This is a genomic window from Gordonia sp. UBA5067 (assembly GCF_002414845.1).
Taxonomy (GTDB): Bacteria; Actinomycetota; Actinomycetes; order Mycobacteriales; family Mycobacteriaceae; genus Gordonia; species Gordonia defluvii.
On record NZ_DIAX01000060.1, the window covers coordinates 1 to 26652 of the forward strand.

Annotated in this window: 22 protein-coding genes and 1 tRNA gene; 10 read left to right on the plus strand and 13 right to left on the minus strand. The window is 69.3% G+C overall.

Annotated features, from left to right (window positions below):
* Window positions 1-538, minus strand: a 538-nt coding sequence (moaC, locus tag B4M62_RS10560) for a cyclic pyranopterin monophosphate synthase MoaC (protein ID WP_290707463.1), incomplete at its 3' end; no start/stop codon positions are given.
* Window positions 520-1704, minus strand: a complete 1185-nt coding sequence (glp, locus tag B4M62_RS10565; protein WP_290707465.1) for a gephyrin-like molybdotransferase Glp — start codon at window positions 1702-1704, stop codon at window positions 520-522. The genes glp and moaC, both read right to left, overlap by 19 nt.
* Window positions 1705-1749: 45 nt before the next feature.
* Here glp and moaA point away from each other — a divergent pair, with 45 nt between their 5' ends.
* From moaA to B4M62_RS10595, 6 genes are all read left to right on the plus strand, one after another.
* The gene (moaA, locus tag B4M62_RS10570; RefSeq protein WP_290707467.1) at window positions 1750-2763 is read left to right on the plus strand and encodes a GTP 3',8-cyclase MoaA; all 1014 of its coding nucleotides are present in this window, start codon (window positions 1750-1752) and stop codon (window positions 2761-2763) included.
* The gene (locus B4M62_RS10575; protein WP_290707469.1) at window positions 2756-3007 is read left to right on the plus strand and encodes a MoaD/ThiS family protein; all 252 of its coding nucleotides are present in this window, start codon (window positions 2756-2758) and stop codon (window positions 3005-3007) included. Before moaA ends, B4M62_RS10575 begins: the two co-directional genes overlap by 8 nt.
* A gap of 7 nt (window positions 3008-3014) precedes the next feature.
* Window positions 3015-3746: a molybdate ABC transporter substrate-binding protein gene (gene modA, locus B4M62_RS10580; protein ID WP_290707471.1), complete on the plus strand. Its 732-nt coding sequence runs from the start codon at window positions 3015-3017 to the stop codon at window positions 3744-3746.
* Window positions 3747-3802: 56 nt separating this feature from the next.
* Window positions 3803-4606 (plus strand): molybdate ABC transporter permease subunit, encoded by an 804-nt coding sequence (gene modB, locus B4M62_RS10585; protein ID WP_290707473.1) that lies wholly within the window; start codon window positions 3803-3805, stop codon window positions 4604-4606.
* 90 nt (window positions 4607-4696) lie between these two features.
* On the plus strand, window positions 4697-6106 hold the full coding sequence (locus tag B4M62_RS10590) for a nitrate/nitrite transporter (RefSeq protein ID WP_290707475.1): 1410 nt from the start codon (window positions 4697-4699) through the stop codon (window positions 6104-6106).
* Complete coding sequence (locus tag B4M62_RS10595; RefSeq protein ID WP_290707477.1) at window positions 6106-7242, plus strand: uroporphyrinogen-III synthase; 1137 nt, start codon at window positions 6106-6108, stop codon at window positions 7240-7242. Before B4M62_RS10590 ends, B4M62_RS10595 begins: the two co-directional genes overlap by 1 nt.
* A 12-nt stretch (window positions 7243-7254) precedes the next feature.
* Here B4M62_RS10595 and B4M62_RS10600 read toward each other — a convergent pair whose 3' ends face one another.
* The 3 genes from B4M62_RS10600 to B4M62_RS10610 form a co-directional block, all read right to left on the minus strand.
* Window positions 7255-9546: an FdhF/YdeP family oxidoreductase gene (locus B4M62_RS10600; protein ID WP_290707479.1), complete on the minus strand. Its 2292-nt coding sequence runs from the start codon at window positions 9544-9546 to the stop codon at window positions 7255-7257.
* A complete protein-coding gene (gene fdhD / locus B4M62_RS10605) occupies window positions 9543-10427 on the minus strand; it encodes a formate dehydrogenase accessory sulfurtransferase FdhD (protein WP_290707481.1) in 885 nt (294 codons plus the stop codon). The genes B4M62_RS10600 and fdhD overlap by 4 nt, the downstream gene beginning before the upstream one ends.
* 88 nt (window positions 10428-10515) lie before the next feature.
* Window positions 10516-11106 carry a hypothetical protein gene (locus B4M62_RS10610; RefSeq protein ID WP_290707483.1) on the minus strand — a complete coding sequence of 197 codons (591 nt, stop codon included), beginning with the start codon at window positions 11104-11106 and terminating at the stop codon, window positions 10516-10518.
* 100 nt (window positions 11107-11206) lie between these two features.
* Between B4M62_RS10610 and B4M62_RS10615 the strand changes: the two genes are divergently transcribed.
* Window positions 11207-11875 (plus strand): YoaK family protein, encoded by a 669-nt coding sequence (locus B4M62_RS10615; protein WP_290707484.1) that lies wholly within the window; start codon window positions 11207-11209, stop codon window positions 11873-11875.
* On the opposite strand, the gene B4M62_RS10620 is transcribed toward B4M62_RS10615, so the two are convergent.
* The 6 genes from B4M62_RS10620 to B4M62_RS10645 form a co-directional block, all read right to left on the minus strand.
* A complete protein-coding gene (locus B4M62_RS10620; RefSeq protein WP_290707486.1) occupies window positions 11844-12560 on the minus strand; it encodes a sirohydrochlorin chelatase in 717 nt (238 codons plus the stop codon). The genes B4M62_RS10615 and B4M62_RS10620 overlap by 32 nt on opposite strands.
* The gene (gene nirD, locus B4M62_RS10625; RefSeq protein ID WP_290707488.1) at window positions 12557-12979 is read right to left on the minus strand and encodes a nitrite reductase small subunit NirD; all 423 of its coding nucleotides are present in this window, start codon (window positions 12977-12979) and stop codon (window positions 12557-12559) included. Before nirD ends, B4M62_RS10620 begins: the two co-directional genes overlap by 4 nt.
* The gene (nirB, locus tag B4M62_RS10630) at window positions 12976-15531 is read right to left on the minus strand and encodes a nitrite reductase large subunit NirB (RefSeq protein ID WP_290707490.1); all 2556 of its coding nucleotides are present in this window, start codon (window positions 15529-15531) and stop codon (window positions 12976-12978) included. Before nirB ends, nirD begins: the two co-directional genes overlap by 4 nt.
* Window positions 15532-15688: 157 nt before the next feature.
* Window positions 15689-17395, minus strand: a complete 1707-nt coding sequence (locus B4M62_RS10635; protein WP_290707491.1) for an NTP transferase domain-containing protein — start codon at window positions 17393-17395, stop codon at window positions 15689-15691.
* Window positions 17396-17433: 38 nt separating this feature from the next.
* Window positions 17434-21534, minus strand: a complete 4101-nt coding sequence (locus tag B4M62_RS10640) for a bifunctional nitrate reductase/sulfite reductase flavoprotein subunit alpha (RefSeq protein ID WP_290707493.1) — start codon at window positions 21532-21534, stop codon at window positions 17434-17436.
* A 118-nt stretch (window positions 21535-21652) separates the two neighbouring features.
* A tRNA-Arg gene (locus B4M62_RS10645) sits at window positions 21653-21729 on the minus strand.
* Between the two features lie 70 nt (window positions 21730-21799).
* On the opposite strand from B4M62_RS10645, the gene B4M62_RS10650 reads away from it, so the two are divergent.
* Window positions 21800-23806, plus strand: coding sequence for a cytochrome c oxidase assembly protein (locus B4M62_RS10650; protein WP_290707496.1), 2007 nt, complete (start codon window positions 21800-21802; stop codon window positions 23804-23806).
* A 114-nt stretch (window positions 23807-23920) separates the two neighbouring features.
* Window positions 23921-24418: a single-stranded DNA-binding protein gene (locus B4M62_RS10655; protein ID WP_290707498.1), complete on the plus strand. Its 498-nt coding sequence runs from the start codon at window positions 23921-23923 to the stop codon at window positions 24416-24418.
* Here B4M62_RS10655 and B4M62_RS10660 read toward each other — a convergent pair.
* Together B4M62_RS10660 and B4M62_RS10665 are read right to left on the minus strand one after the other, a co-directional pair.
* Complete coding sequence (locus B4M62_RS10660) at window positions 24393-25067, minus strand: GAP family protein (protein ID WP_290707501.1); 675 nt, start codon at window positions 25065-25067, stop codon at window positions 24393-24395. The genes B4M62_RS10655 and B4M62_RS10660 overlap by 26 nt on opposite strands.
* Before the next feature lie 26 nt (window positions 25068-25093).
* A complete protein-coding gene (locus B4M62_RS10665) occupies window positions 25094-25879 on the minus strand; it encodes an oxygenase MpaB family protein (protein WP_290707503.1) in 786 nt (261 codons plus the stop codon).
* A 211-nt stretch (window positions 25880-26090) separates the two neighbouring features.
* Between B4M62_RS10665 and B4M62_RS10670 the strand changes: the two genes are divergently transcribed.
* Window positions 26091-26652: ATP-binding cassette domain-containing protein (locus B4M62_RS10670; RefSeq protein ID WP_290707505.1), on the plus strand; the 562-nt coding region annotated here is incomplete at its 3' end.

Consider the following 26652-nt stretch of genomic DNA (forward strand, 5'->3'; position numbering starts at 1 on the left):
CGACGCCGGGCGCGACGGTCCGGGCGGCGGTCGGCGCCGGCCGGGCGGACGCCGCGCGGGTCCACTCGCCGCTCCGGCCGCCAGTCTTGCGGTGCAGTCCGACCTCGGTCATGGTCGCCGCCGGGTCGACGGCCTTGACCATGTCGTGCAGCGTCAGGCCGGCCACGCTCACCGCGGTCAGCGCCTCCATCTCGACTCCGGTCCGGCCGGTTGTGACGGCGGTCGCGGTGACGGTGATGCGGTCCGCGTCGATCGCGAACTCGACGTCGACCGAGTCGAGCGGCAGCGGATGGCACAGCGGGATGAGGTCGGCGGTGCGCTTGGCGCCCATGATCGCCGCGATGCGCGCGACGGCCAGCACGTCACCTTTGCGATGACTGCCGGAGCCGATGAGCGCGATGACGTCGGCGGTCGTGCGGAAGACACCACCGGCGACGGCGGTGCGGGTGGTCACCGCTTTGCCGGAAACATCCACCATGTGTGCGGCGCCCGTCTCGTCGAGATGGGTGAGTTCGCGACCTACGTCGTCAGCGGCCATATCGGCACCTCCCGGTCTGGGGTGAGTTCGGTGATCGGGGCGGCGACCTCGACGAGGACGTCGGCCGCCGCAGCAGAGGCGATGAGGTGACTGCTGGGCCCGCTGACGACGTCCACGACCGTCGAGTGGCCGACGCGGCGGCCACGGAGGAACTGTGTCTTGCCCGGCACCGAGGCGACCGGCGCGGCAACCCGTCCGCGGAACGGGTACACCGGCACGGCGCGGAGCAGCGCCCGTAGTGCGGGACGGACGAACACCTCGAAGGAGACCAGCACGCTGACCGGATTGCCCGGCAGGCAGATCACCGGGGTGCCGCCCCAGCGGGCCAGGCCCTGCGGGCCGCCCGGCTGAACGGCGACCGGACCGAACCAGGCCGAGTCCGTTCCCGACAGCAGTTCGCGAACCGGTTCGTGCTCGCCGGCCGAGACCCCGCCGGTGGTGAGAACGAGGTCCGCGTCGGCGCACGCGGCGTCGAGTGCGGCACCAAACCCGCCGTCGTCGCCGACGGTACCGACCGAGCACACGTCGCCGCCGTTGGCGCGCACGAGTGCGGCCAGCAGTGTCGAGTTGGATTCGTAGATCTGCCCGGGGCCCAGCGGGATTCCGGCGGCGACGAGCTCTGATCCGGTCGACAGCACGGCGATCCGCGGCCGCCGGTGAACCGTCACCGAGGCTATTCCCGCCGCGGCGAGGGCCCCGAGATGGTGCGGGGCGAGCCGGGTGCCCGCATCGAGCAGGTGGGCGCCGGCGACGACATCGGAGCCTTGTCGACGGATGTATGAGCCCGGCCGTGGGGTGGTGGTGAAGACGACCGAAGACCGGGTCTCGCGCGATTCTTCGACGGGGATCACCGCATCGGCGCCCGGGGGCACCGGTGCTCCGGTCATGATCGCGGCGACGGTGCCGGGGGCCAGGGGTGCGGGATCGGTGCCGGCCGGAATGCGCGCTGCGACCGGCCATGGCTGCCCGGGCACGATCTCGGCGGCGCGCACCGCGAAGCCGTCCATCGCCGAGTTGTCGAACGCCGGTAGTGCCACCGGAGAGACGACGTCGTCGGCCAGGACCAGGGCGTGCGCGTCGCGCACCGGTACCTGCTCGGTCGCCGCCGCCTCGGCCAGCAGTGCGGCGACGGCGCGACGGTGATCCTCGACGGGGCGACGCGGCATGTGCTCCAGTTTAGGGAACGCCCGTCACCGGGTAGCGTGGCAGTCGTGACTGCGCCTGGAAATCCCGCGCAGCCGTCGCTCCTGGTGGACGGCTTGGGTCGGCGCGCGCGCGACTTGCGGATCTCGTTGTCCCAGGCCTGTACCTTGCGCTGCCACTACTGCATGCCGGCGGAGGGGCTGCCGCTCCTCGCACGCGAGGAGCTGCTCTCCGTCGCCGAGGTGGTCCGGCTGGTCGACGTCGCGGTGGGCCGATTGGGTATCGACGAGGTCCGCCTCACCGGCGGCGAGCCGCTCGTCCGCGGCGACCTCGAGCTCATCGTCGCCGGCATCGCGGCACGTCACCCGCGACTGCCGATTGCCTTGACCACCAACGGCATCGGGCTGGCGCGCCGAGCCGCGGGACTCGCCCACGCCGGGTTGACCCGGATCAACGTCTCGCTGGACACGATCGACCGTGCACTTTTCGCCCGCATCACCCGCCGCGATCGGCTCGACGATGTGCTCGCCGGGATCGACGCGGCCGTCGCCGCCGGGCTGGCACCGGTGAAGATCAACGCCGTCGCGCTCCCCGAAACGCTGCACCGGGCACCGGAGTTGCTGAACTGGTGCCGGGACCGGGGGCTGGACCTGAGGTTTATCGAGGCGATGCCCCTCGACGCCGACCGCGAGTGGTCGCCGCAGACACTGGTGACCGCCGCCGATCTGCTCGACGAGTTGGGGATGACTATGACGTTGACCCCCGTCGGGCGAGACGACCCGAGCGCGCCGGCAGCACTATGGTCGGTGGACGGCGGCCCCTACCGGGTCGGCATCATCGCGTCGATGACGCGTTCGTTCTGCGGCGCCTGCGACCGCACCCGGATCACCGCCGAGGGCCGGGTCCGGCCGTGCCTCTTCTCCGACGACGAGATCGACCTCGCGGCGATCCTGCGCAGCGGCGGCACCGACGACGAGCTCGCCGGCGCCTGGCGCGAGATCACCTGGCGCAAGAGCGCCGGACACGCCGATATCAGCGAGGTGGTCGCACCCCGGCGCACCATGGGGGCGATCGGTGGTTAGCACCACGGTGACGGTGACGTACTTCGCGGCACTGGTCGACGCCACCGGATGCCGCAGCGAGGACCTCGCGGTGCCCGACCGCACCGTCGCCGGGCTCCGCGCCGCGGTCGGTCAGCGGCACGGCCCCCGGGCGGCGGCGCTCGTCCGACTCTCGTCGGTGCTGACCGGCGACGAAGTGGTTCGCCACGAATCGGCGGCGATCGGCCCGGTCGTCGACCTACTACCCCCATTCGCCGGAGGATGAATTGCCGATGAAACACCTGTCCCTGGTCGCCCTGGCCGCCCTGGTCGTGGTCGCCCCCCTGGCGGGATGCGCGCGCGAGGACGCCTCGCCGCAATCAATCCGGGTGCTGGCCGCCGCCTCGCTCGTCGACGTCCTCAAGCCGATGGTGGCCGCCTACCGGCAGGCGAATCCCGGTGCGAAGGTCCAAGTAGACACCGGAGCGTCGTCGGCGCTGGTACAGAAGCTGCGCTCCGGCGCCAAGGCCGACGTGCTCATCACCGCCGATGAGGCGACGATGAGCAAGGCGGTGGCCGGGGGAGTCGCGCGCGATCCGAGGGTGGTCGCGACGAACCGCTTGGTCATCGTCGTGCCGAAGGGCAATCCGGGCAAGGTGACCGATGTGCGGTTCTTCACGGTGGCGGGTAACCGTTCGGTCGTCTGCGCGCGGGAGGTGCCGTGCGGCGCGGCGGCGGAAAAGGCCATCGCCGCGGTCGGCGGGACCCTGCACCCGATCAGCCGGGCAACCGATGTCCGCGCGGCGCTGGGGTCGGTCACCAGCGGCGAGGCCGACGCCGCACTGGTGTACGCGACCGATGCCGCATCGGCCGGCGATCGGGTGGAGACGATTGCGATTCCCGAGGCCCCGATCAACCGTTATCCGGCGTCTGCGCTGACCGATGCGGGGCGCGGCTTCGTCGATCTGCTCGCCGGACCGAACGGGCAGCGAATCTTCCGGGAGGCCGGGTTCGGCCTGCCGTGACCGGCGGCCGATCAGCGCCACGCGACCAGGCGCGCCGCCCCGCCCCGGCGGTCTGCGTGGTCGGCCTGATCGGGCTGGCCGTCCTCCTCACCCCGTTGGTCGCGCTGGTCGCGACGGCCCCCTGGGATCAGATGTGGGGACTGCTCACCGCGCCGTCAGCACGGTCGGCGTTGCGCTTGTCCCTGGCGGCGGCCGCACTGGCGACGACAATCGCCACCGTGCTGGGGGTGCCTTTGGCGGCGCTGCTCGCCGGCGGTATCGCATCTGATCGGCTGCGGTCGGCGGTACGCCTGGCGGTCCTGGTGCCGATGGTCCTGCCGCCGGTCGTCGTCGGTGCCGGCCTGTTGGCGGCCTTCGGGCGCCGGGCGCCGATCGGATCGCTGCTGGACTCGTGGTTCGGCTGGACTCCGACCTACAGCTTCATCGCGGTGGTGATGGCCCAACTCGTCGTCGCCATGCCCTTCCTGGTCATCAGTGTGGAATCGTCGCTGCGCAGCCGCGACCTCGACACCGAGGAAGTTGCCCACACCCTCGGCGCCGGACGGTGGGCCACGTTCTGGCACGTGACCGTGCCCATGGTCCGGACTGGGATCGGGGCCGGCGCGCTGCTGTGCTTCGCACGCTGCCTGGGCGAGTTCGGCGCGACGGTGACCTTTGCCGGCAACGTCGAAGGGGTCACCCAGACGCTGCCGTTGGCCATCTACCTGGCGCTGGTGCGCGACGACCGGGCCGCGGTCGCCATGTCCGTGGGTCTGGTGCTGGTCTCGGTGGCCGTGCTCGTCGGGTTGCGCCGACGCTGGGTACCCGGTCTCTGGCCCCGGTCGGCACCGCGCCGCACAGCGTCGAATCCCGCGGCGTGAGGTTCTGGTTACGTCCGCGTGATCGGGGGTGCCGCAGTTCGCAACACACCATCCATAGCGTCGGCCTCACCAATCTGCTTGGGAGGCACAGTGAGAACGCTACGACACAGCGATGACCCGATTCTGGGGGAGTGGGACCCGGAGAACGTCGAACAGTGGGACGACGGGGGAGCACGGATCGCGCGCCGGAACCTGATCTGGTCGGTTGCGGCCGAGCACGTCGGGTTCTCCGTCTGGTCGCTCTGGTCGGTGATGGTGCTGTTTATGCCGACCGGCGTGTACGGCCTGTCCACCGGGGACAAGTTCCTCATCGGGGCGACCGCGACGCTCGTCGGGGCGCTGCTGCGCTTCCCGTACACGATGGCGACCACCCGGTTCGGTGGGCGCAACTGGACGGTCTTCTCCGCCTTCGTGCTGCTCATTCCGGTGAGCGCGACCATCTGGATCCTCGCCAACCCCGGGATGCCGCTGTGGGTGTATCTGGTGTGCGCCGCCCTCACCGGCCTGGGCGGTGGCAACTTCGCGTCGTCGATGACCAATATCAATGCGTTCTATCCGCAGCGACTTAAAGGCTGGGCGCTGGGCCTCAACGCCGGTGGCGGCAACCTCGGCGTTCCCGCGGTCCAGCTCATCGGCCTGCTGGCCGTCGCCTGGATCGGCGGCGCGGCCCCCTACTGGGTCTGTGCGGTCTACCTGGTGCTGCTGACCGCGGCCGGGATCGGGGCCGCCCTGAAGATGGACAACCTGACCATCTCCGGGGTCGACCTGTCGGCGATGAAACGCGCCGTGGCCAACCGGAACACCTGGATCATCGCGGCGCTCTATATCGGCACTTTCGGGTCGTTCATCGGCTATTCCTTCGCGTTCGGCCAGGTACTCGCCGGCTATTTCCGCGATCACGGTGATGCCCCGGGGCAGGCGGCGCTACACGCTGCACAGATCGCGTTCATCGGTCCGCTCCTCGGTTCGATCAGTCGCGTGTACGGCGGCAAGCTCGCCGACCGCGTCGGCGGGAGCAGGGTGACGCTGTGGGTGTTCGTCGGGATGACGGCCGCGGCGACGGTGCTCATCGTCGGCGACGGATCGCTGGCGTTCTACGTCACCGGATTCATCTGTCTGTTCGTCCTGTCCGGGATGGGCAACGGCTCGGTGTACAAGATGATCCCGTCGGTCTTCGATGCCGCCGCGCAATCCAAGCGGTTCGCCACCACCGAGCAACGGGCCGACTATTCGCGGGCTCTCACCGGTGCGGTGATTGGCATCGCGGGCGCGGTCGGCGGTCTCGGCGGCGTCGGCATCAACCTGGTGTTGCGCCAGTCGTATCTGACCTCGGGCGCGGCGACATCGGCCTTCGTCGTCTTCGCCGTGTTCTACGTGCTCGCCGCAGTGACCACCTGGGCGGTCTATCTGCGGGTTCCACGTAGCGCGGTCGAGTCGCCGGGCGCCGACGCCGGCTCACCGGTCGCCGGCTCGGCGAAAGTTTCTGAGAGACTGGGGTGATGATCGCCGACGCGAGGACCAGACCGATCGGCCTGAGCGGGTTCACTATCGCGATCACCGCAGCCCGCCGGGCCGACGAGTTCGCCATGCTGTTGCAGCGCCGGGGTGCGCAAACCGTGAGCGCCCCGGCAATGGCCATCATCCCGCTCTCCGACGACGTCGCGCTGCGCGCGGCGACCGATGACATCCTCGCCACCGTTCCGGACATTGTGATCGCGACGACCGGCATCGGCTTCCGCGGCTGGGCCGAGGCGGCCGAGGAATGGGGATTGGCGGCGCCGCTGATGGCCCGGCTCGCGACTACCCGCGTGATCTCGCGCGGGCCGAAGGCGACCGGGGCGCTGCGGGCCGCCGGACTGCGCGAAGAGTGGTCGCCGGCGTCGGAGTCAACGGTCGAGGTGCTGGCACATTTGCCCGGCGACCTGTCGGGAAAGCGGGTTGCGGTGCAGCTCCACGGCGCGACCGACGCCTGGGACCCCAACCCGGGATTTCTGGCCGAACTGCGTCGCCGGGGCGCGACAGTGATCGGCGTGCCGGTCTACCGCTGGACCGCCCCGGCCGATCAGGCCCGGTTCGACGCACTCCTGGGGGAGATCGCGTCGGCCCGGGTGGATGCCGCGGCATTCACGTCGGCACCAGCGGTGGCGGCGATGCTCGAACGTGCCGACGAACTGGGCCGGCTCGACTCCCTGATTGCCGCGCTGCGCGGTCCGGTGGTGCCGTATTGCGTCGGTCCGGTCACCGCCCGGCCATTCGAGGATGTGGGTGTGGCGAGCGTTGCCCCCGAGCGGATGCGGCTCGGTGCGCTGGCCCGATTGATCGGTGACGACCTGCCCGCGCGGCGGCCCGAGCTTTCCGTGACCGGGCATCGGGTGGGGGTGCGGGCCAACGCCATCGCCGTCGACGGCGCCGTGCGCGACGTCTCGCCATCCGGGCTGTCATTGATGAAGGCGCTGGCGGCGAGCCCGGGTGAAGTCGTGTCGCGCGACGAGCTGCTCGGTGTCCTGCCGGCGGCCGGCGGCGATCCGCACGCCGTCGAGGTGGCAATCGGACGGTTGCGCTCGGCACTGGGGGTGCGCGAACTCATCGCCACCGTCGTCAAACGCGGCTACCGGATAGCGGTCGACCAGCACTGACCGACGGCGGCCTCACGCCGCCGGTTCGAGGCGCACGACGATGGCCTTGGAGACCGGCGTGTTGCTCTCGAGTGCGGTGCTGTCGAGCGGGACCAGGACGTTCGCCTCCGGGAAGTAGGCGGCCGCACATCCGCGGGCGGTTGGAAAGGCGACGATGCGCAGACCGCGCAGCACGCGGTCGGGCTGGTCGGGCCATTCGCTGAAGACATCGACGTGCTGGCCGTCGCGAAGTCCGAGTTGCGCCACGTCGTCGGGGTGGACGAACACGACGTGGCGACCCTTCTTGATGCCGCGGTACCGGTCGTTGAGACTGTAGATGGTCGTGTTGAACTGATCGTGGGAGCGCACCGTCTGCAGCAGCAGCCGGCCGGCCGGGCAGTGCACGTGTTCGAGGTGGTTGACGGTGATGCGCGCCCTGCCGGTGGCGGTGTCGAAACGCCGTGCGTCGCGGGGGCCGTTGGGCAGCACGAAGCCGTCGCGGGTGCGGGTCTTCGCGTTGTAGTCCGCGCAGCCGGGCACGACCCGCGAGATATGGTCGCGGATCACGTCGTAGTCGCGCAACATCGCCGCCCAATCGATGCCGTGGCGGTCGCGCAGCGTCGCCTGCGCGAGCCCGGCCACGATGGCGGTCTCGGACCGGACCTCCGCGGAGATCGGTGGGATCTGGCCGTGCGAGGCGTGCACCGCGCACACCGAGTCCTCTACGGTGACGTACTGGGGTCCGGACTCCTGCAGGTCGATCTCGGTACGACCGAGAACCGGCAGGATCAGGGCCTCCTCGCCGGTGACGACGTGGGAGCGGTTGAGTTTGGTTGACAGCTGCACCGACAACCGGGTCTTTCGCATCGCCGACTCGGCGAGCGCCGTGTCCGAGATCGCACCGAGCAGGTTGCCGCCGAGGCCGACCCACACCTTGATCTTGCCCTCGTCGAGCGCACGGATGCCGTGTACGGAGTCGACACCGTGCTCGCGGGGCGGATCGAAGCCGAATTCGGCACCGAGCGCGTCGAGGAACGAGTCGGGCATCTGCTCCCACACGCCCATCGTGCGGTCCCCCTGGACGTTGCTGTGGCCGCGGATCGGCGATGCGCCGGCACCGGGCCGCCCGATGTTGCCGCGCAGGAGGAGCAGGTTGATGATCTCTTTGATGGTGTCGACACCTTTTCGGTGCTGGGTGATGCCCATGGCCCAGCACACGATCACCCGCTCGGCTTTGAGGTAGCGCGCGGCCAGTTCGTCGATCTCGGCGGCGGGGATGCCGGTGGCCAGCGCGACTTCGTGGTCGTCGAGGCCGGTGAGGTGTTCGGCGAATGCCTCGAAACCGTCGCAGTGGCGGGCGAGGAAGTCGTGGTCGAGCACGGTGCCCGGTGCGGCCTGCTCGGCGCTCAGCACGCGCTGGGAGACGGCCTGCATCAGGGCCATGTCGCCGCCGGATCGGATCTGGATGAACTGGTCGGCGATCTTGGTCGCGGTGCCGAGGTAGCCGCGGACCCGCTGCGGATCCTTGTAGCCGATGAGGCCGGCCTCGGGCAACGGGTTGATCGCGACGATCGTCGCGCCGTTCTCCTTGGCACCCTGCAGTGCGGTGAGCATCCGCGGGTGGTTGGTGCCCGGGTTCTGCCCCATGATGATGATGAGATCGGCCGCGGCGAAGTCGCTATAGGCGATCGTCGACTTGCCGATGCCTACCGAGTACGACATGGCGGTGCCGGTCGATTCGTGGCACATGTTGGAGCAGTCGGGCAGATTGTTGGTACCTAGTGCGCGCGCGAAGAGCTGGTAGACGAACGCGGCCTCGTTCGACGCGCGGCCGCTTGTATAGAAGGCCGCCTGGTTCGGATCGTCGAGTTCGGTCAACCGGTCGGCGACAATCGTGAAGGCGTCGTCCCAGGACACCGGTTCGTAGTGATCGGAGTCCTTCGCCTTGTAGACCGGTTCGATCAGGCGCCCCTGCTGGCCGAGCCAGTACTCACTCTTGTCCAGCAGCGAGGCGACCGGGTGCTCGCGCCAGAATGATCGCTCGATGCGCAGCGGAGTGGCCTCCCAGGTCACGGCCTTGCCGCCGTTCTCGCAGAATTCGGCCAGCTTGCGGTGGTCGGGATCGGGCCACGCACAACTCATGCAGTCGAAGCCGTCCTTGTGGTTGATCTTGGCCATGAGTGCGGCGGTCCGCGCCACGCCCAGCTGCCTGATCGCCGGCTCCATCGAGTGATAGACGCCGCCGATCCCAGCGGCAAAGGTCTTGGGCGGGCTCACCTCGATGTCGGCATCGGTGTAGTCCTCGCGCGGTGCCTTGGCACTCATGGTGTTCCCGCCCTTTCGTTCGTGGCCCAAGTGGTTCGCGCGCCGCTGTCGACGCGGTCGGGGCGGCTGTAGACCACCATGGAATCTTCTCGAAGGAAGCCGACGAGAGTGAGTCCGGCCTCCACGGCCAAGTCGACGGCCAGCGACGATGGCGCAGACACCGCGGCCAGAATCGGGATCCCGGCCATCAGCGCCTTCTGGGTGAGTTCGAAACTGGCGCGCCCGGACACCATCAGGGTGGCGCCGCGGGCGGGCAAGCGATGGTGGAGCAGTGCCCAGCCGACGACCTTGTCGACCGCGTTATGCCGGCCGACGTCCTCGCGCGCGACGAGCAATTCGCCGGTGGCGGTGTCGAAGAGGGCGGCCGCGTGCAAGCCACCCGTGCGATCGAAGACGGCCTGGTGTGCGCGCAGCGCATCGGGAAAGCCGATGAGGGTCACGGCGTCGAGTGGGGTCTCGTCGTCGGCGACGGCGTAGCGGGTCGTGGTGCGCACCGAGTCGATGGTGGCCTTGCCGCACACGCCGCAGGCGCTGGTGGTGGTAAAGGCGCGCTGCAGGCTCGGGTCGGGAGCGGCGACCCCGGCGGCCAGCGTGATGTCGAGCACGTTGTAGGTGTTGGCGCCGTCGGCCGCGCCGGCGCAGTATCGGGCCGAGGCGTAGTGCTCCGAAGCATGGATGACGCCCTCGGAGACGAGGAACCCGGCGGCGAGTTCGACGTCGTGTCCCGGGGTGCGCATGGTGACCGCGAGGGATCGCCCGCCGACCCGGATTTCGAGGGGTTCTTCGACGGCGAGGTAGTCGGCGCGTTCGCGGCGCGATGGGTCCGGCGAGCCGCCGAGAGATAGCCGGGTCACCCGGCGACGGGCAGCGATTCGGGACATCTTTCCTGGTTATCACTGACCCGGCCCACGGGCAAGCGGGCCGGGCCGATCCCGCGCGTGTCGTCGGGGCCGTGACGTCAGGCGGCGGTCACTTCAGGTACCCGTAGCACTGGCTGTGGTCGGTGGACTTCATCTCGGGCACGGGCTGGGGCTCACGCGCATCCTTCTGGACGCCGTCGATGAACAGCCGGCATCCGGGCCACCACTTGTTCGAGGTGGTGTCGCCGGACCGATAGGCGATGCCGGTCTGCACGGGCGTCTGCACGCCGAACCGATCGGCATCACCGCGAGGGATGAGCGACTTCGTCAGGATCGACGGACCCGACACCGTGACGTCGGGTCCCTGCGTGCCGCCCTGATAGTAGGCCGCATTGCTGCTGGACGACTCAAAGAAGTAGCGCACCGTCACGGTGCCCCCGACCCCCGATGCGACCAGTGTGGTGGTGTTGTAGGCCGCGGGCATCCAGGCCTCGAACCGGATCCGGGCCCCGACGGTGTTGCCGCCGAGCGGGTTTGGCACCCGGGGGGCCTTGTGGGTGAGCGCGTTCGGGTCGGGCGGCTGCCACCGTTGCGGCTCGGCGCGGGACGCGGCGGAGCCACTCAGGGCGCCACCGATGGTGAGCGCCACGAGCAGCACATACAGGGCGGCGGTCCGGACCTTGATCAACGGGGTCGTCATCGGTTTCTCCTCGATCGATGGTGGTCGCCCAACCGTAGGACCGGTCGGCACGCCGGGCACAAGTAGTCGACTACCTGTTCAGCGCAATAGGATCGGCGCCATGTCCACGATCCGACCGCGCGAGTGGGTGCTCGCCGGACTACTGTCGAGCACCGCCGGGTATCTCGATGCCGTGGGGTTCTTGGACCTCGGCGGGTACTTCGTATCGTTCATGAGCGGCAACACCACGCGAATGTCGGCGGAGGCGACCACGGGGCATCTCGTCGGCGCGGGCAAGGCGATCGGGCTGATCGGATTGTTTTTCTTCGGATCATTTCTCGGCGCGGTGGTCGCCCGCTTTCGCGACGGCCGGACCAGTGTGCTGGTGGCGACGTCGGTGCTCGTCGCATTGGCGCTGGCGGCCGCGCACCTGAGTTGGTTCCCGGTGCCGGTGATGCTGATCGTCGTCGTGGCGATGGGCACGATGAACGCGACATTTCTTCGCGAGGGTGAGGTGTCGGTGGGGCTGACCTATATGACGGGGGCGGTGGTCAAAGCGGGGCAGCGGTTGGCCGACGCCGTGTTCGGCGGCCCGCGCTGGTTGTGGCTGACCCACCTGGTCCTGTGGGCGTCGCTGGCCGGTGGTGCCCTGCTGGGCGGGTGGGCGTATGCGGCGCTGGGTCTGGCCGCATTGTGGCCGGCCCTCGGCGTGCTGGTCGGCACCACCCTCGTCACCTGGCTGGTGCGGCGCGCCGACGCTAGCGCGCAGCTACGGCCAACGGCGGGGTAGCCACCGATTGGGCTCGGCGGCAGGCCAGCTCGACCACCGCGGCATGGAGGCCGAGGGGGGCGCCGACGACGTCGGCCCCGGCATCGTGGAGCCGGCGGGCAAAGAGCCCATCGGCCAGCAGGTAGGTCGCCACCGCGATTCTGGTGCCCGGCCGGGATTCGGCGCGAAGTGCCTCGACGACCTCGGCGACCGGCGGAAAGCCGGAGCCGTCGGCGGCGGGCAGGACGAATCCGATACGTACGGGCGCTCCGACGCGCCGAGTCAGCAGCCGGCCCATTGCGGCCACATCGGCCTGGGCGCGGTGGTCGCGGGATCCCGCCGCGGCGAGCACAACGGGGTCGCCGGGATGCCACCCGGCCAGGAGCAGCCGGGCCAGCAGGGCGTCGGCCAGTGCGACGTCGGGCCCCAGTGCCGGGGCGAGGAGTGTCGCGCGCGTCGCCTGATGCAGGTGGCCGGGGAGATCGGAGTACACGTGATAGCCGCCGGCCAGGAACGCGGGGACCACGCGCACCGGTTCGCTGCCGCGGATCCCGTCGAGCGCTTCGCGTGGATCAGGGCCGAGTACATCGACGAACCCGACCCGGACGTCGTCGTCCAGGCGCCGCGCCATCGCCTGGGCGAGATCGCCGATCATCGCCACGCCGCGCGGGTTGCGCGTGCCGTGGGCCACGAGCAGCGTGGTCATGATGCGTCCGGCAGTGTCGCGGTGAAACCGTCGGGGCGGTAGCCGAAGCGGATCTCCGGCGAGTTGGCGACGAAGACGGTGCCGTCGAGCCCGATCCGGGTGTCGTACACGGGGATTCGCACCCCCTCCACATCGAGGCAGCGTCCGTCGATCAGACTGAACGCCTGCTTCTTCAGCGGCGACTGGACGGTGGGGAAGCCGTTCCGGTCCCCGACGATGCCGCGCGACATCACCGCGGCCCGGCCGATCGGATCGATGTTGCCGATCGCGCGGATGCTGTCGTCGGCCAGCCGGAACAGGGCGACCTGCGCGTTGTCGGGCAACAGCACCGCCACACCGCGCAGGCGCTCGAGGCGGGGGAGCGGACAGGCGGCGGTCCAGTCGCGGGTCCAGCGGTGCAGATCGAAGTTGAGGCTCATCGGGTGCTCCGTTCGGGGGTGGGGATGGGCATCGCGGGGGTGCCGAGCAGCACGGGCACCTTGCGGCCGTGGCTGCTCGTGAAGCTCACCGTCGGGTCGGGGGTGTCCGGGGCGTTGACGAACGATACGAAGCGAGACAGCTTGTCCGGGTCGTCGAGAACGCCCTTCCACTCGCACTCGTAGCCCTGGACGTGGCGACTCATCGCGCTCTCGAAGTCACGGGCGAGGCCGAGACTGTCGTCGACGACGACGTCGCGCACATGGTCGAGTCCCCCGTCGATGCGTTCCATCCACGCCGCGGTGCGTTCCAACCGCTCCGCGGTGCGGATGTAGTACATGAGGTAGCGGTCGATGTAGCGGATGAGGGTTTCGGTGTCGAGGTCGCCGGCGAGCAACTGCGCGTGGCGCGGAGTCATCCCGCCGTTGCCGCTGACGTAGAGGTTCCACCCGCTGTCGGTGGCGATGACGCCGACATCCTTGCCGCGTGCCTCGGCGCACTCGCGGGCGCAGCCGGAGACGCCCATCTTGATCTTGTGCGGACTGCGCAGCCCGCGATAGCGCAGCTCCAGATCGATGGCGAGCTGGACCGAGTCCTGCTGGCCATAGCGGCACCAGTCCGAGCCCACGCAGCTCTTCACCGTGCGCAGTGACTTTCCATACGCCTGCCCGGACTCCATTCCCCCGTCGACCAGGCGCCGCCAGATCTGCGGCAACTGGTCGACCGTCGCACCGAACATGTCGATGCGCTGGCCGCCGGTGATCTTGGTGTAGAGACCGTAGTCGCGGGCGATCTCGCCGATCAGGATCAGGTGGTCGGGCGTGATGTCGCCGCCCGGTACGCGCGGAACCACCGAATAGGTGCCGTTGCGCTGGATGTTGGCCAGGAAGTGGTCGTTGCTGTCCTGCAACGAGGCCTGCTCGCCGTCGAGGATGTGGTCGGAGCTGGTCGAGGCCAGGATCGAGGCCACGGTCGGTTTGCAGATGTCGCACCCGGTGCCCGTGCCGAAGCGTTCGATCAGACCGGAGAAGGTGCGGATTCCGCTGGCCTGGACCAGTTCGAACAACTCGGCGCGCGAGACGTCGAAGTGCTCGCACAGCGCCTTGCTGACTTCGACGCCGGCGGCGTCGAGCACCTGCGACAGCAAGGGCACACACGAACCGCAGGCGGTGCCGGCGCCGGTGCACTTCTTCAGATCGGCGACCGTGCAGGCCCCGTTCTCGATGGCCGCGCACAACGTGCCCTTGCTGACGTCGTTGCAGGAACAGATCTGCGCGTCGTCGCCCAGGGCGCCGACGCCGATGGCCGGTGCACCGTCGGTCGCCGGGGAGATCAGACTCACCGGATCGCCGGGCAGGGTTTGGCCGACCAGCGGCCGGAGCAGGCCGTAGGAGCTGGCATCGCCGACGAGGATGCCGCCGAGCAGTGTCTGCGCGTCGTCGGACAGGACAAGTTTTGCGTACGTGCCGTTGATCGGATCGCTGACGACGACGTTGAGCGCGCCCTCGGTCGTGCCGTGTGCGTCGCCGAAGCTGGCGACGTCGACGCCGAGCAGTTTCAGCTTTGTCGACAGGTCGGCACCGGGGAACCGCGCGTTGCCGCCCAGCAGCCGGTCGGCGACCACCTCGGCGGTGGCGTAGCCGGGGCCGACCAGGCCATAGCAGCGGCCTTCGACGGCGGCGACCTCGCCGATCGCGAAGATCGACGGATCGGAGGTGGCGCAGCCGAGGTCGGTGCGGATGCCGCCGCGCTCGGCCAGTTCGAGCCCCGCCGCTGCGCCCAGCTCGTCCCGCGGCCGGACACCGGCGGCGAAGACGAGCAATGCGGCGTCCACCACGGTGTCGGCGCCCAGAGTGACCCGCAGGGTGTCGCCGACCGACTCGATGTTCGACGTACCGATTCCCAGCGACACGTCGATCCCGAGCTCGCCCACCATGCGGGCGAGGTGCTCGCCGCCGGCCTCGTCGACCTGGGCCGGCATGAGTCGCGGGTTGTATTCGACGACATGGGGACGCAGGCCCAGCTGGCGCAATGCGTTGGCGGCCTCCAGTCCGAGTAGTCCGCCGCCGACGACGATGCCGACGGCATCGGGGTCCGCCGCCAGTGCCTGCTCGGCGTCGGTGCGAATCGCATCAAGGTCGTCGAGCGTCCGGTAGACGTGGCAGCGGTCGGCGTCGTGGCCGGGAACCGGCGGCACGAACGCGGACGAGCCGGTGGCCAGAACCAGGGCGTCGTAGGACACCGTTTGCCCGTCGGCCAGGGTCAGGACCCGGTTGTCCCGATCGATCCCGGTGACCGCGGCGCCCAGGCGCAGTTCGACCTGGTCGTCGGCGGCGTAGTCGTTGCCGGTCAGCGCGAGTGCGGAGCGGTCCCACTGTCCGACATAGGAACTCAGTCCGACGCGGTCGTAGGCGCCGTCGGACTCCTCGCCGAGAACGACGATGCGCCACTGGTCGTCCTGGTCCCGGGTGCGGAGCGCCTCAACGAACCGGTGGCCCACCATTCCGTGGCCGACGACGACGACGGTTTGGTGCTGGGCGGGTGCGGATGCCATCTGTTCCTCCTGGGCTGTGCGTTGAAACCCAAGGTAGGAATCCGGTGTTGCGCGCGTGTTGCCGGCGAGGTTGCGGCGACATGACAAATATCGCGGTCGTGTTTCGCCCTGGTTCGCAACAGCGCACAACCGGGCCGAGGTGACGGTGAGAAGCGGTTCAGACCAGTCGGCGGGCGCTACCCGCGCTCGCTGGCGGCACCAGGGCCAGGGTGCGGGCACCAATGAGGGAGCGCAGCTCCGCGGTGCTGGTGATGGCGCTTGCGAGCCAGCCGCCGGCCCCGTCCGGACACACCGGTACGACGCGCCACAGATCGGGGTGCGCCACCGCGGCGGCATCGAGCACCGAGAGGTACTCGGGGGGCCCCGGCCGGGCGCCGAGCAGTGCGTCGCGCAGCGTCGGGACACACAGGGCCGCGCCGGCGACGGCGGCGACCGGGTTGCCGCCGAGGCCCAGCAGCACACCACCATCGGGGAGGGCGGCGATGAGCAACGACCCCCCCGGCCGCAGCGGAAGGCCGTCGATAAGGAGTCGGGCGCCGATCCGGGCCAGGGCCGCGCGCAGGTGATCGGCCGCCCCGCGCCCCGTCGCACCGATGACGACGACCAGCTCGCCGGGGGGTCGATCGGGGCCGAGCGCGCCGGCCAGCGCCGCGGGGGAATCGGGCAGATGCGCCCCATGGGCGACGCGTGCGCCGAAGCCGCTCAGCAGGGTCGCCACCGGTGGAGAGGCGGTATCGGTGATGCCCGACGCCGTCGGCGAGCCGACCTCGTCGCCGGAGGTGTGCACGGTGGCGCGCAACGGCCCGCGCACCACGAGCCGGGCGACTCCGGCGCCGCGAGCGGTGCCGATCAGCGCCGCGTCGACGGTCGTCCCGGCGGCGGCGAGCACGTCGCCCACCGCCCACGAACTGCCCCGGCGGCGGGTGTCGTCCCGGCCGGATCTGGTGCTCGTCAGCACCGAGCCGTCCGATCGGGCCGCCACCTCTTCGTGGCGGATGACCCGGTCGGCACCGGGTGGCAGTGCCGCGCCGGTGGCAATCGACACCGCCGTGCCGGGCTCGGTCAGCGGCTGGCCGTCGTGGCCGGCCCGCACCGCCGATCCGACCAGGCGCCACGGGCCGCTGCCGCGGACCGCGTAACCGTCCATCGCCGCGGTGTCGAAGGCGGGGAAGGCGACCGCGGCCCGCAGCGGTTCGGCCAGGACCGCGCCCGCGGACTCGTCGACACCGGTGTGGCGCGGAGCCGCCGGATCAAGGTCGGTGGCCGCGGCGGCCAGCGCCGCCACCGGATCGGCGTGCCGTCGAGCGGCCGCGAGATCCTCGGGTGTGTCGACGTCGGCGATCCCGCTCAGCCGCATGGTCTCCGCATCGTCGGGGATCAGTGAGCGCATCGAGGCATGGGCCGTGCGCAAGGCCGTGCGCAACGCCGCGGCGCGCCACACGCCGACGAGGTACTGCGGCCGGTTGTCATCGTCGAGTGCCAGCACCACGGGGGCCCCGACATCGGCGCGCCGGGCGGCGAGGGCGTCGATGTGCTCGGCGGTCAAGAACGGGAGGTCGGCGGCCAGGACCGCGACAGCGCAGTCGTCGGGAACGTCCTCCAGCACGGCGGCACCGGCGGCCACCGCGGCCACCGGGCCGGCGAACGGAGGGTTCTCGCGGGTGCGTTGCACCCGCGCGGGCAGGTCTCGATCGGGCCCGACCACCACGATCTGCTCGGCGTGCGGGACGGCGGCAAGCGCGATGTCGATCAGCCGGCGGCCTCCGACGAGGGATGCCGGCTTGTCGGCCCCGGCCAGCCGCCGGGCCCGACCGCCGGCCAGGATGATGGCGGCGAGGCGCGCAGGCGTACTCGGCTGGTCCACGCTGTCACCGTACTGGGTGGCGGCACCGATCGCCGCCGCTAATACACGTCGCGCACATAGCGGGCCTCGGCGGCGAGGGCGGCGACGTAGGAGTCGGCCATCCGCGGGGACATGCGCCCGTGCTCGGCGACGATCTCGCGCAAGGCCACGTCGACGTCGCGCGCCATCTGACCGGCGTCCCCGCACACGTAGACGTGCGCGCCGCGATGAATCCAGTCCCACACCTCGCCGGCGCTGGCGCGCATCCGGTCCTGCACATAGACCTTCTGCTCTTGATCCCGGGAGAAGGCCAGATCGAGTTTCGTGAGCACCCCGGCGGAGGTCAGGTCGGCGAGTTCGTCGCGGTACAGGAAGTCGGTCGACTCGTGGCGCTCGCCGAAGAACAGCCAGTTCGGGCCGCTCGCCCCGGTGGATGCCCGGTCGTGCAGGAAGCCGCGGAACGGGGCGATACCGGTGCCCGGTCCGACCATGATCATCGGAACCTCGCCGTCGCTCGGTGGGCCGAACCTTTTGTTCGGTGCGACGAAGACCCGCATCGCAGCGCCGGGATCGGAGTCGGCGAGGAACGCCGAGCAGACGCCGTGGCGTGTGGTGCCGGTCCCGAACCGCACGGCGGAGACGGTGATCTCGACGCGGCCTGGATCTGACAGCGGTGAGGAGGAAATCGAATACAGGCGTGGAGTGAGCGGCTTGAGCACGGTCAGCCAGTCCGCCAGTGCAGCGCTCACCGGGTGCGTGGCCAGCAGGTCGACCGTTTGCCGGCCCCATGCCCAGGTGCGCAGATCGCCCGGGTGGTCGGCCAGTGCGGCGAACCCCGCGGCCGGATGGCGCTTGTGCAGGAGCCGCAGGAAGTCCGGGGTGATCCGGGTGATGTCGTAGTGATCGGTCAGCGCCTCGACGAGGGTGCGCCGCCGGCCGTCGACAATGACCGGTTCGTCGGCGTCGAGCCCGGTGCGGGCAAGCCACTCCTCGACGACGGCGGGCCTATTCGTCGGCCACACGCCGAGGGCGTCGCCGGCACTGTAGATCAGGGTGTCGTCGGGCAGTGTGAACGCGAACCGGCGCACCTCCTTGTCCGATTCGGCGGCGGTGAGCCGGACGTTCTCGATCAACTCGGTCTGCAGCGGATTCTTGCGCGAAAAGGATTCGGCCACCGCCTCGTCGAGGGCGTCGCCCGGGCCCGTGGGCCGGGTTACCGCTGCGGGGCCGGGCGTGCAGGCCAACGCCGTGAGAACTGCTTGCTGCCACAACGCCGCCTGCTCGGCGTAGTCGGGCTCACAGGAGACGCGGTCGGCGATGCGGGTGCCGCCGAGGTCGTGCAGGCGTGCATCCAGCTTGCGCGCGAACCCGCAGAAGTCGCCGTACGACGAGTCGCCGAACCCCAAAACCGAGTAGCGCAGATCGGCCAGCTCGTCGTCGGCTTCGACCGTGGCCAGGCAATCCCACAGCGCCACGCCGGAATCGGGGGCATCGCCATCGCCGGTAGACGCGACGACGAACAGCACGTCACCGGTCAGCGCGTCGACCGAGACGTGATCGGCGCCCGCCTCCGTGACGGCGAACCCGGCGTCGACCAGGGTCGCAGTCAGGGTGGGGATGTATTCCTCGACGGTGCCGGTTTGCGACGCCCAGACGACGCGCACCGTGCGCTCGGTGGTGCCGGGTGACTGTGGCTGGCCGGTCCCGCTGTCCGCGAGGGGAACTCTCGAGAACACTCCGGCCAAGACACCGTCGATCCACGCCCGGGAAGTGGCCGAGAGTGGCGCATGTGCCGGTACCGTCGGCACCTGACCGGCGGGCGGGTTCGTCCGCAACCCCGCCAGTAAGCCGGTGAGATAGGCGCGCTCGGGTTCGGACAGGGTGACCGGCTCGTCGGTGGCCTGCGAGCCGAAGGCGGTCACCAGGAGGCTGGCGGTGTCGGACACGGGCGCTCCCGGGGACTGGGTGATTGGGGTTTGGGCGGGCGGTCCCGGGGCGAGTGGTGCCGGGGACAGGGCGACCGCGCACGCCTTGAACTCCGGTTGCAGCGAGTCCGGGTCGACGGCATCGTTGGTGACGGCGTTGATCGCCAGGCCCGCGCCCGCGGCGTCGGCGAAGTGCATGGGGACGAAGCAGGTGCCGGCGGTGATCGTGTCGGTGACCACCGCTGGCGCGAACGCAACCCCGCGCCGAGACCGGATTTCCACGCGATCACCGTCGGCGATGCCCAGGCGCTGCGCGTCGGCCGGGTTGATCTCCACGAAGGTCGACGGGTTGAGCTTCATGAGCTTGGCGACTTTGCCGGTCTTGGTCATCGTGTGCCACTGGTGCGCCAGGCGTCCGGTGGTGAGCGTCAGCGGGTAGTCGTCGTCGGGGAGCTCGGCGGGGGGGAGGTAGGGGCGGGCGAAGAACTGGGCGCGCCGGCTCGGGGTGGCGAACGCCAGGCGCGGGGTGTGGCCGTGGTCGTCGATAAAGAGGGCTTGGCTCACACCGTCATTGAGGTAGCGAATCGGGTTGCGGTCGGGCGCGCCCGGTGCAGCCGGCCACTGCACCGGTCCGCCGCGCAACCGCGCGTAGTCGACGCCGCGCAGGTCCCACCCGGTTCGGGGGTTGTGGAAGCCGGCGATCTCGTCGAAGACCGCAGCGGCATCGGGGAAGTCGAAGCCGTCGACGAAGCCCATCTGCTGGGCGACCCGGCAGATCAACTGCCAGTCGGGCAGAGCCTGGCCGGGGGCCCGCAGCAGCGGTGCCGTGAGGGTGAGGTTCCGCTCGGAGTTGATCATGACGCCCTCGGACTCCGACCACAGGGCGGCCGGAAGGACGACGTCGGCGTACGCGGCCGTCTCGACACCGGTGAAAGCGTCCTGGACGACGACGAATTCGGCGTTCTGCAGGCCAGCGATCACTTTGGCGCGGTTGGCCATGGAGGCGACGGGGTTGGTGCAGATGACCCACAGGGCTTTGATCCTGCCATCGGTGAGAGCTTCGAAGAGGTCGACGGTGCCGCCACCGACATTGGTGTGCAACGTGCCGGGCGGGATGTTCCACCGGTGCTCGACTTCGGCGCGTTGCGCAGGATCGAGGACAGCGCGTTGTCCCGGCAGCCCCGGCCCCATGTATCCCATCTCGCGCCCGCCCATCGCGTTGGGCTGACCGGTTAGCGAGAACGGCCCGCTGCCGGTGCGGCAGATCGCGCCGGTCGCCAGATGCAGGTTGCACAGGGCATTGGTGTGCCAGGTGCCGTGGATGGACTGGTTGAGTCCCATCGTCCATAGGCTCACCCAGTTCTTCGCCCCACCGATCCATTCCGCCGCTTGCCGAAGCGAATCCTCGGCGATGCCGGTGATCGTCGATACCCGGTCGGCCGGGTAGTCGGCCAGCAATGGGGTCATAGCGTCGAATCCGTCGGTGAACTCGGCGATGAACTGATCGTCGGTTGCGTCGGCGTCGACGATGAGCCGCAGGAGCCCGTTGAGCAGGGCCATGTCGGTGCCCGGACGCACCGGCAGATAGAGGTCGGCCTTCGCAGCGGTGGCGGTACGGCGCGGATCGACGACGATGAGCTTCGCGCCCTGCTTGACCCGGTCCATCATCCGCAGGAACAAGATGGGATGACAGTCGGCCATGTTGGCGCCGATCACCAGGAAGACGTCGGCGTGGTCTAGGTCGTCGTAGCTGCCCGGCGGCCCGTCGGCGCCCAGCGACTGCTTGTAGCCGGTGCCGGCGCTGGCCATGCACAGCCGCGAGTTCGATTCGATGAGGTTGGTGCCGAAGTAGCCTTTGCTCAGTTTGTTCGCCAGGTATTGCGCTTCGAGCGACATCTGTCCGGAGACGTAGAACGCCACCGCGTCGTCGCCGTGCTTCTCGCGAATCGCGGTGAACCGGTGCGCGACCTCGGTGATCGCCGCGTCAACATCAACCGGGGCCTGCTCGTCGTCGCGGGTCTCCCGGCGCAGCGCGGTGGTGAGGCGCCCGGGTGCGTTGAGCAGGTCGGCCGTCGTGTTCCCCTTGGTGCACAACCGGCCCCGGTTGGCCGGATGAGTCGGTGTTCCCTTCGCGCTGGCGACGGCGGTGTCCGTTGCGGTCAGCGTGAGCCCGCAGCCCACACCGCAATAGCCGCAGACGGTGTCCACGGTCGTCGGCAAGGCGGGCGACTCCATGTGCCCATCGTCGGTGCGGACTGTTTCTGGGCGGTGGGCGCACTGTTACGTGCGGATCAACTCGCTGTGTTGCCGGCCACAGATGCAGCCGGCCCGCACCTGGCGGGCGGCCGTGTCTTGGTGCCCCCGGCAGGAATCGAACCTGCGACCTAGAGATTAGAAGGCTCTTGCTCTATCCAACTGAGCTACGGAGGCTGGCGGCCCGTGGGCCGCTGCGAGTATATCCAGCGCGGCCCGGGATTTCGCCGATCACTAGGCTGGAGCCATGATCCGGCATGACGAGATGGACGATCGTGGCTCGACGGTTCGGGTGCTCGCCACGATCCTCGCCGTGGTCGCCGGCGGTTTCGCCATCGCCGTGTTCCTGCCATCGGCGCCGACCGCCCGTGCACTCCTGGGACTGCGCGATCCGGGCGGCGTCACCACCTACGGGGTTCCCGCGGTCACCGCAATCGGATACGTGGCGGTCGCGCTGGCCGTCGGGTCGGCGTTGTTTGCCGCCTTCTTCGTGCCGCCGCAGTCGGATGGCCTGCTCGATATCGGCGGCTACCGGGCGATGCGCTGGGCGGGGAGGTTCTTCGCGGCGTGGGTGATGTGTTCGGTCACGATGACGGTGCTGTCCGTCTCGAACCTGGTGGGAAAGTCGGTCTGGCAACTGCTGTCGTCGGGAGACTTCTTCACCGCCTATTCAACGGTTTCCGATGCTCACACGTGGACCGTCACCGGAGTCCTCGCGCTCATTGCGATGGTGTTCGCCCGGGTGGGAATGCACTGGGGCTATGTGTTCGGTGCGCTGCTCTTCGGCGTGTTGTCGCTGCTACCCCTGGCGCTGGCCGGCCACTCGGCGGCCGGCGGCAACCACGACCTCGCCGCCAACAGTCTTATCCTGCACATCATTGCCGCGGTGATCTGGTTCGGCGGATTGTTCGCCGTGGTCACCTACGCGTTGGCGAGTGGGCGGTGGCGGGCGCTGGCGGTGCGACGCTTCTCGCGGGTGGCATTCTGGCTCATCCTGGTCGTCGGGGTCTCCGGCGTGATCAACGCGGCGGTGCGGGTCAGCCTCGCGGACCTGTTCACCAGCACATACGGGTGGATTGTGGTGGCCAAGGTCGGTGCGCTGGGGGTGCTCGGGGCCCTGGGTGCCGTGCATCGTCGACGCACCATCGCCTCGCTGGATGAGGCACCGGACCCGCCGCGGTCGTTGTTCGTGCGCTTCGGCCTGGTCGAACTGCTCGTCTTCGCGATCACCTACGGCATCGCGGTGGCCCTGTCGCAGACACCGCCGCCGGCGGGCCGGGTGCGGCCCGATATCTCCCCGATGGAGGAGAAACTCGGATATCGACTCGATGGGCCGCCAACGGTGGCGCGGCTGGCTTTCGACTGGCGATTCGACCTGATCTTCGGCACGGCCGCGATTGTGCTGTGCGCGGTGTATCTGCGCGGCGTGTGGCGGTTGCGGCAGCGCGGTGACGCGTGGCCCCCCGGCCGCACAGTTGCCTGGGTGCTCGGCTGCGCGGCGTTGCTGGTGGCGACATCGTCGGGGCTGGGGCGCTACGCACCGGCGATGTTCTCGGTTCACATGGGCAATCACATGATTCTGTCGATGCTGGCGCCGGTTCTGCTGGCGCTGGGCGGCCCGATCACGTTGGCGCTGCGAGCATTGCCCGTCGCCGGACGCGACAATCCGCCCGGACCACGCGAATGGGTGCAGTACGCCGTCACGAGCCCGGTCGCCCGCGTACTCGGAAATCCGGCGGTGGCCGTGGTGATGTTCGTCGGCAGTTTCTACGTCCTCTATCTCGGCGGGGTGTTCGACCTGGTGGCGCAATACCACGGCGCCCACCTGTTCATGAACTTCCACTTCCTGCTTTCGGGCTACCTGTTCTATTGGACGACTATCGGTGTCGACCATGCCCCGTATCGGCTCAAGCCCCTCGGGAAGTTGAGCATCGTGTGGGGGACGTTGCCGTTGCACGCGTTCTTCGGCGTCGTCTTGATGATGACTTCGACCATCATCGCCGGGGAGTACTACCGCGGGCTCATGTTGCCGTGGAATGCCGATCTCGCTTCCGACCAGCGTGTTGGCGGCGGAATTGCCTGGGCCGCTGGAGAAATCCCACTGGTGCTCGTCATGGTCGCCCTGCTCTTCCAGTGGAGCCGTGAGGATGACAAGGAGGCTCGGCGCTACGACCGCAACGCCGAGCGCGACGACGACGCGGAGCTGCGTGAGTACAACGAGATGCTGGCCACCTTGGGCAAGCACAAACGGTAGTTCTCCACAGCGGCCGAGTTCTCCACAGATGCCCGTGGCGGGACTGGTGGGGCAACCGGGCCGGCGGAGATGCTGGGAGTGATCGGATTTCATTCTCGGCTGGGGGAGGCCACCATGTTCGAAACACCCATGACCGTCGTCGGTAACGTCATCAGTGAGCCGTCGGTTCGCACCACCTCGGTGGGCGAAGTCGTCTCCTTCCGCATGGCGAGCAACTCGCGGCGCCGGGACGCCGACACCAACGAGTGGATCAACGACAAGACTCTCTACCTCTCGGTGTCGTGCTGGCGCAAGCTCGCCTCTGGGGTGGCGGCCTCGGTGGAGAAGGGGCGGCCGGTCATCGCCACCGGCACGGTGCGCACCGCCGAGTACACCACCGGTGACGGGGAACATCGCTCCACCTTGGAGATGACCGCTGCCGCCGTGGGCATCGATCTGAGCCGCTGCATCGTCAAGGTCTGCGGGTTTCCCAGCGGCGGAGCCGCTCCGGCGGGCGACGTCGTCGATCAGGAGCCGGCAGCCGGCCTCGATCGGGAGCCGTCGGTCCTCGGTATCGCGGCAGATCAGGCCGAGGTGCCGGAATTGGTCAGAACGACTGCAGCCCCTTGCTGAGCACCATGGCGCCGATGATCAGCAGGATGACCGTCATGATCACCGCGTTGTTGGTGATCAGCCAGGATTTCGCCGCGTTGAGGGGGCGGTCCATCCGCTCGGGCATCAGTAGGTAGCCGCCCAGCAGCACGAGCACTGCTCCGCTCGCGATGACAACGAAGACCGCCGCGGGAACGAGGACCTCAGAACCCGGCAGGCTCGCTCGAGCCAGGGCGAGGCCCGCAGCAATCGTGATGAACAGTCCCTTGGGGTTGACCGCAGCGACCGCGAATCCGAGGAGCGCGGACTTGGCCGGGGTCAGGTTGTCGGCCAGGGCCAGCCAGCGCGGCACGTGCGGTTCAGCGCCCGGCCTCGGCCGATCGCGCCACTGGCGGACCGCAAACGCAGCCAGGGCAAGACCGAGGATGATGCGGATCACGCCGATGACCTTGCCTGGGTGGCCGTCCTCATCGCCGATGCTGGCGGCCGAAGCCACCGCGACGACGATCGCGAGGGGGCCGATCAGTCCGGCCAGCCAGCCGGCGGTGAAGGTGATGCCGGCGCGTTTCGGCGAGGGCGACAACAGTGCCAAGATGACCGCCACGATGGGGAACGGACTGATTCCGATGGCTATCGAAAGGGGCAGGACGGTGCCGATCGCGCTGATCATGGGGAAGACAATGCCAGATCCCGGGGTCAGTTGTCGGGATCGTGGCGGGCCGACGGGATCAGGTGGTAGCGGGCCGGGCTCAGGGTGGTGAGCATGTTCGTCCTCGCCGCGAACGCGCGCAGCGCGAGGCGGTCGCCTGCGCCCACGTCGACGCCGAGCAGTTCTGCCGCGCGCGGATGGAGCATCGCGCGGATTGCAGCGGGCGGTACCTTGCGCGGATACCAGGTCGGTGGATGGAGGGTTTCCCGGCGCAGCCGCTCGGCATCGGGAGTCATCGCCAGATTCGTCGCGCAGTAGTCCGCGAAGTAGTCGACGAACTCCCGGTAGGTGGCCGGCTGGGCGCGATCGGAGATGTCGTACTTCGCATACCACCGGCAGCACTCCTGGTAGAGCTGCTCCTTGGCTGCGCCGTCGAGTCCGCTGTGGAAGATGTCGATCGAGGTGAACAACGCATCGACGTAGGTGGCGTGCTGGAAGAAGAACAGCTCCGGATTGAGGGAGTGGTAGCGCGCGCCAGAGCTGTCCACGCCTTTGACGTGGGAGTGCGCGGTGCGCATCACCGACCGCAGGTCGCGGTTGCTGTAGGCGATATAGACCATTTGGCCGACCGCGCGGCTCTTGTGCGCCCACAGTCCGCTGTGGACGTGCTGGACCAGACTGGCGGCGTTTCCGGGCTGAAGGATCTGCAGGGAGATCGCCCGCGGCAGCGTGTAGGCGAAACGCTTGTCGCCGAGGTACCGGTACACCATCGGCATCGGGACGTTTCGGCGGTGCGCGAGCCCGTCGGCCATATCGGCGGTCGGTGTTGCCATCCCCCAAGGGTTATTATGATCACGATTGTTGTCAGTTTGCGGGCGGTGCATACGACCACTTCGGGACCAACGTCCCCGTGCGGGGGCGGCTGTCGGGCCCGACTCCCGGCGGGTCGGCCCGCGAGTCTGCGGTGCCACTACACTGGGGGACTGTTGTGCCCAGGTGCTTGTGAGAAAAGGGAATCCGTTGGCTGGCGAGTTCATTTACACCATGAAGAGTGTGCGCAAGGCGCACGGCGACAAGGTCATTCTCGACAATGTCACCATGTCGTTCTACCCCGGCGCGAAGATCGGCGTCGTCGGACCGAATGGCGCCGGCAAGTCGTCGATTCTCAAAATCATGGCCGGCATCGATCAGCCGTCCAACGGTGAGGCGTTCCTCGACCCTGGGGCGACCGTCGGCATCCTCCTGCAGGAACCGCCGTTGTCCGAGGACAAGACGGTCAGGGGAAACGTCGAAGAGGGCATGGGCGAGGTCATGACCAAGCTCAAGCGGTACAACGAGGTCGCCGAGCTCATGGCGACTGACTACTCCGATGAGCTCATGGAGGAGATGGGCCAGTTGCAGGAGGCCCTCGACGCCGCCGACGCCTGGGACCTCGACAGCCAGATCGAGCAGGCGATGGATGCGCTGCGGTGCCCGCCGGCCGACTCGCCGGTCACCCACCTCTCTGGTGGTGAGCGTCGCCGCGTCGCGCTGTGCAAGCTGCTGCTGTCCAAGCCGGATCTGCTGCTGCTCGACGAGCCGCTGACCCTGTCTCTTATACACATCT

Coding starts and splice junctions, on each gene's coding strand:
- fdhD (WP_290707481.1), bottom strand. CDS start 10,427: ATGTCCCGAATCGCTGCCCGTCGCCGGGTGACCCGGCTATCTCTCGGC.
- B4M62_RS10660 (WP_290707501.1), bottom strand. CDS start 25,067: ATGATCAGCGCGATCGGCACCGTCCTGCCCCTTTCGATAGCCATCGGA.
- B4M62_RS10610 (WP_290707483.1), bottom strand. CDS start 11,106: ATGACGACCCCGTTGATCAAGGTCCGGACCGCCGCCCTGTATGTGCTG.
- nirB (WP_290707490.1), bottom strand. CDS start 15,531: ATGGCATCCGCACCCGCCCAGCACCAAACCGTCGTCGTCGTCGGCCAC.
- nirD (WP_290707488.1), bottom strand. CDS start 12,979: ATGAGCCTCAACTTCGATCTGCACCGCTGGACCCGCGACTGGACCGCC.
- B4M62_RS10650 (WP_290707496.1), top strand. CDS start 21,800: ATGATCCGGCATGACGAGATGGACGATCGTGGCTCGACGGTTCGGGTG.
- B4M62_RS10595 (WP_290707477.1), top strand. CDS start 6,106: ATGATCGCCGACGCGAGGACCAGACCGATCGGCCTGAGCGGGTTCACT.
- modA (WP_290707471.1), top strand. CDS start 3,015: ATGAAACACCTGTCCCTGGTCGCCCTGGCCGCCCTGGTCGTGGTCGCC.
- B4M62_RS10620 (WP_290707486.1), bottom strand. CDS start 12,560: ATGACCACGCTGCTCGTGGCCCACGGCACGCGCAACCCGCGCGGCGTG.
- glp (WP_290707465.1), bottom strand. CDS start 1,704: ATGCCGCGTCGCCCCGTCGAGGATCACCGTCGCGCCGTCGCCGCACTG.
- B4M62_RS10615 (WP_290707484.1), top strand. CDS start 11,207: ATGTCCACGATCCGACCGCGCGAGTGGGTGCTCGCCGGACTACTGTCG.
- B4M62_RS10600 (WP_290707479.1), bottom strand. CDS start 9,546: ATGAGTGCCAAGGCACCGCGCGAGGACTACACCGATGCCGACATCGAG.
- B4M62_RS10640 (WP_290707493.1), bottom strand. CDS start 21,534: ATGGAGTCGCCCGCCTTGCCGACGACCGTGGACACCGTCTGCGGCTAT.
- B4M62_RS10665 (WP_290707503.1), bottom strand. CDS start 25,879: ATGGCAACACCGACCGCCGATATGGCCGACGGGCTCGCGCACCGCCGA.
- B4M62_RS10655 (WP_290707498.1), top strand. CDS start 23,921: ATGTTCGAAACACCCATGACCGTCGTCGGTAACGTCATCAGTGAGCCG.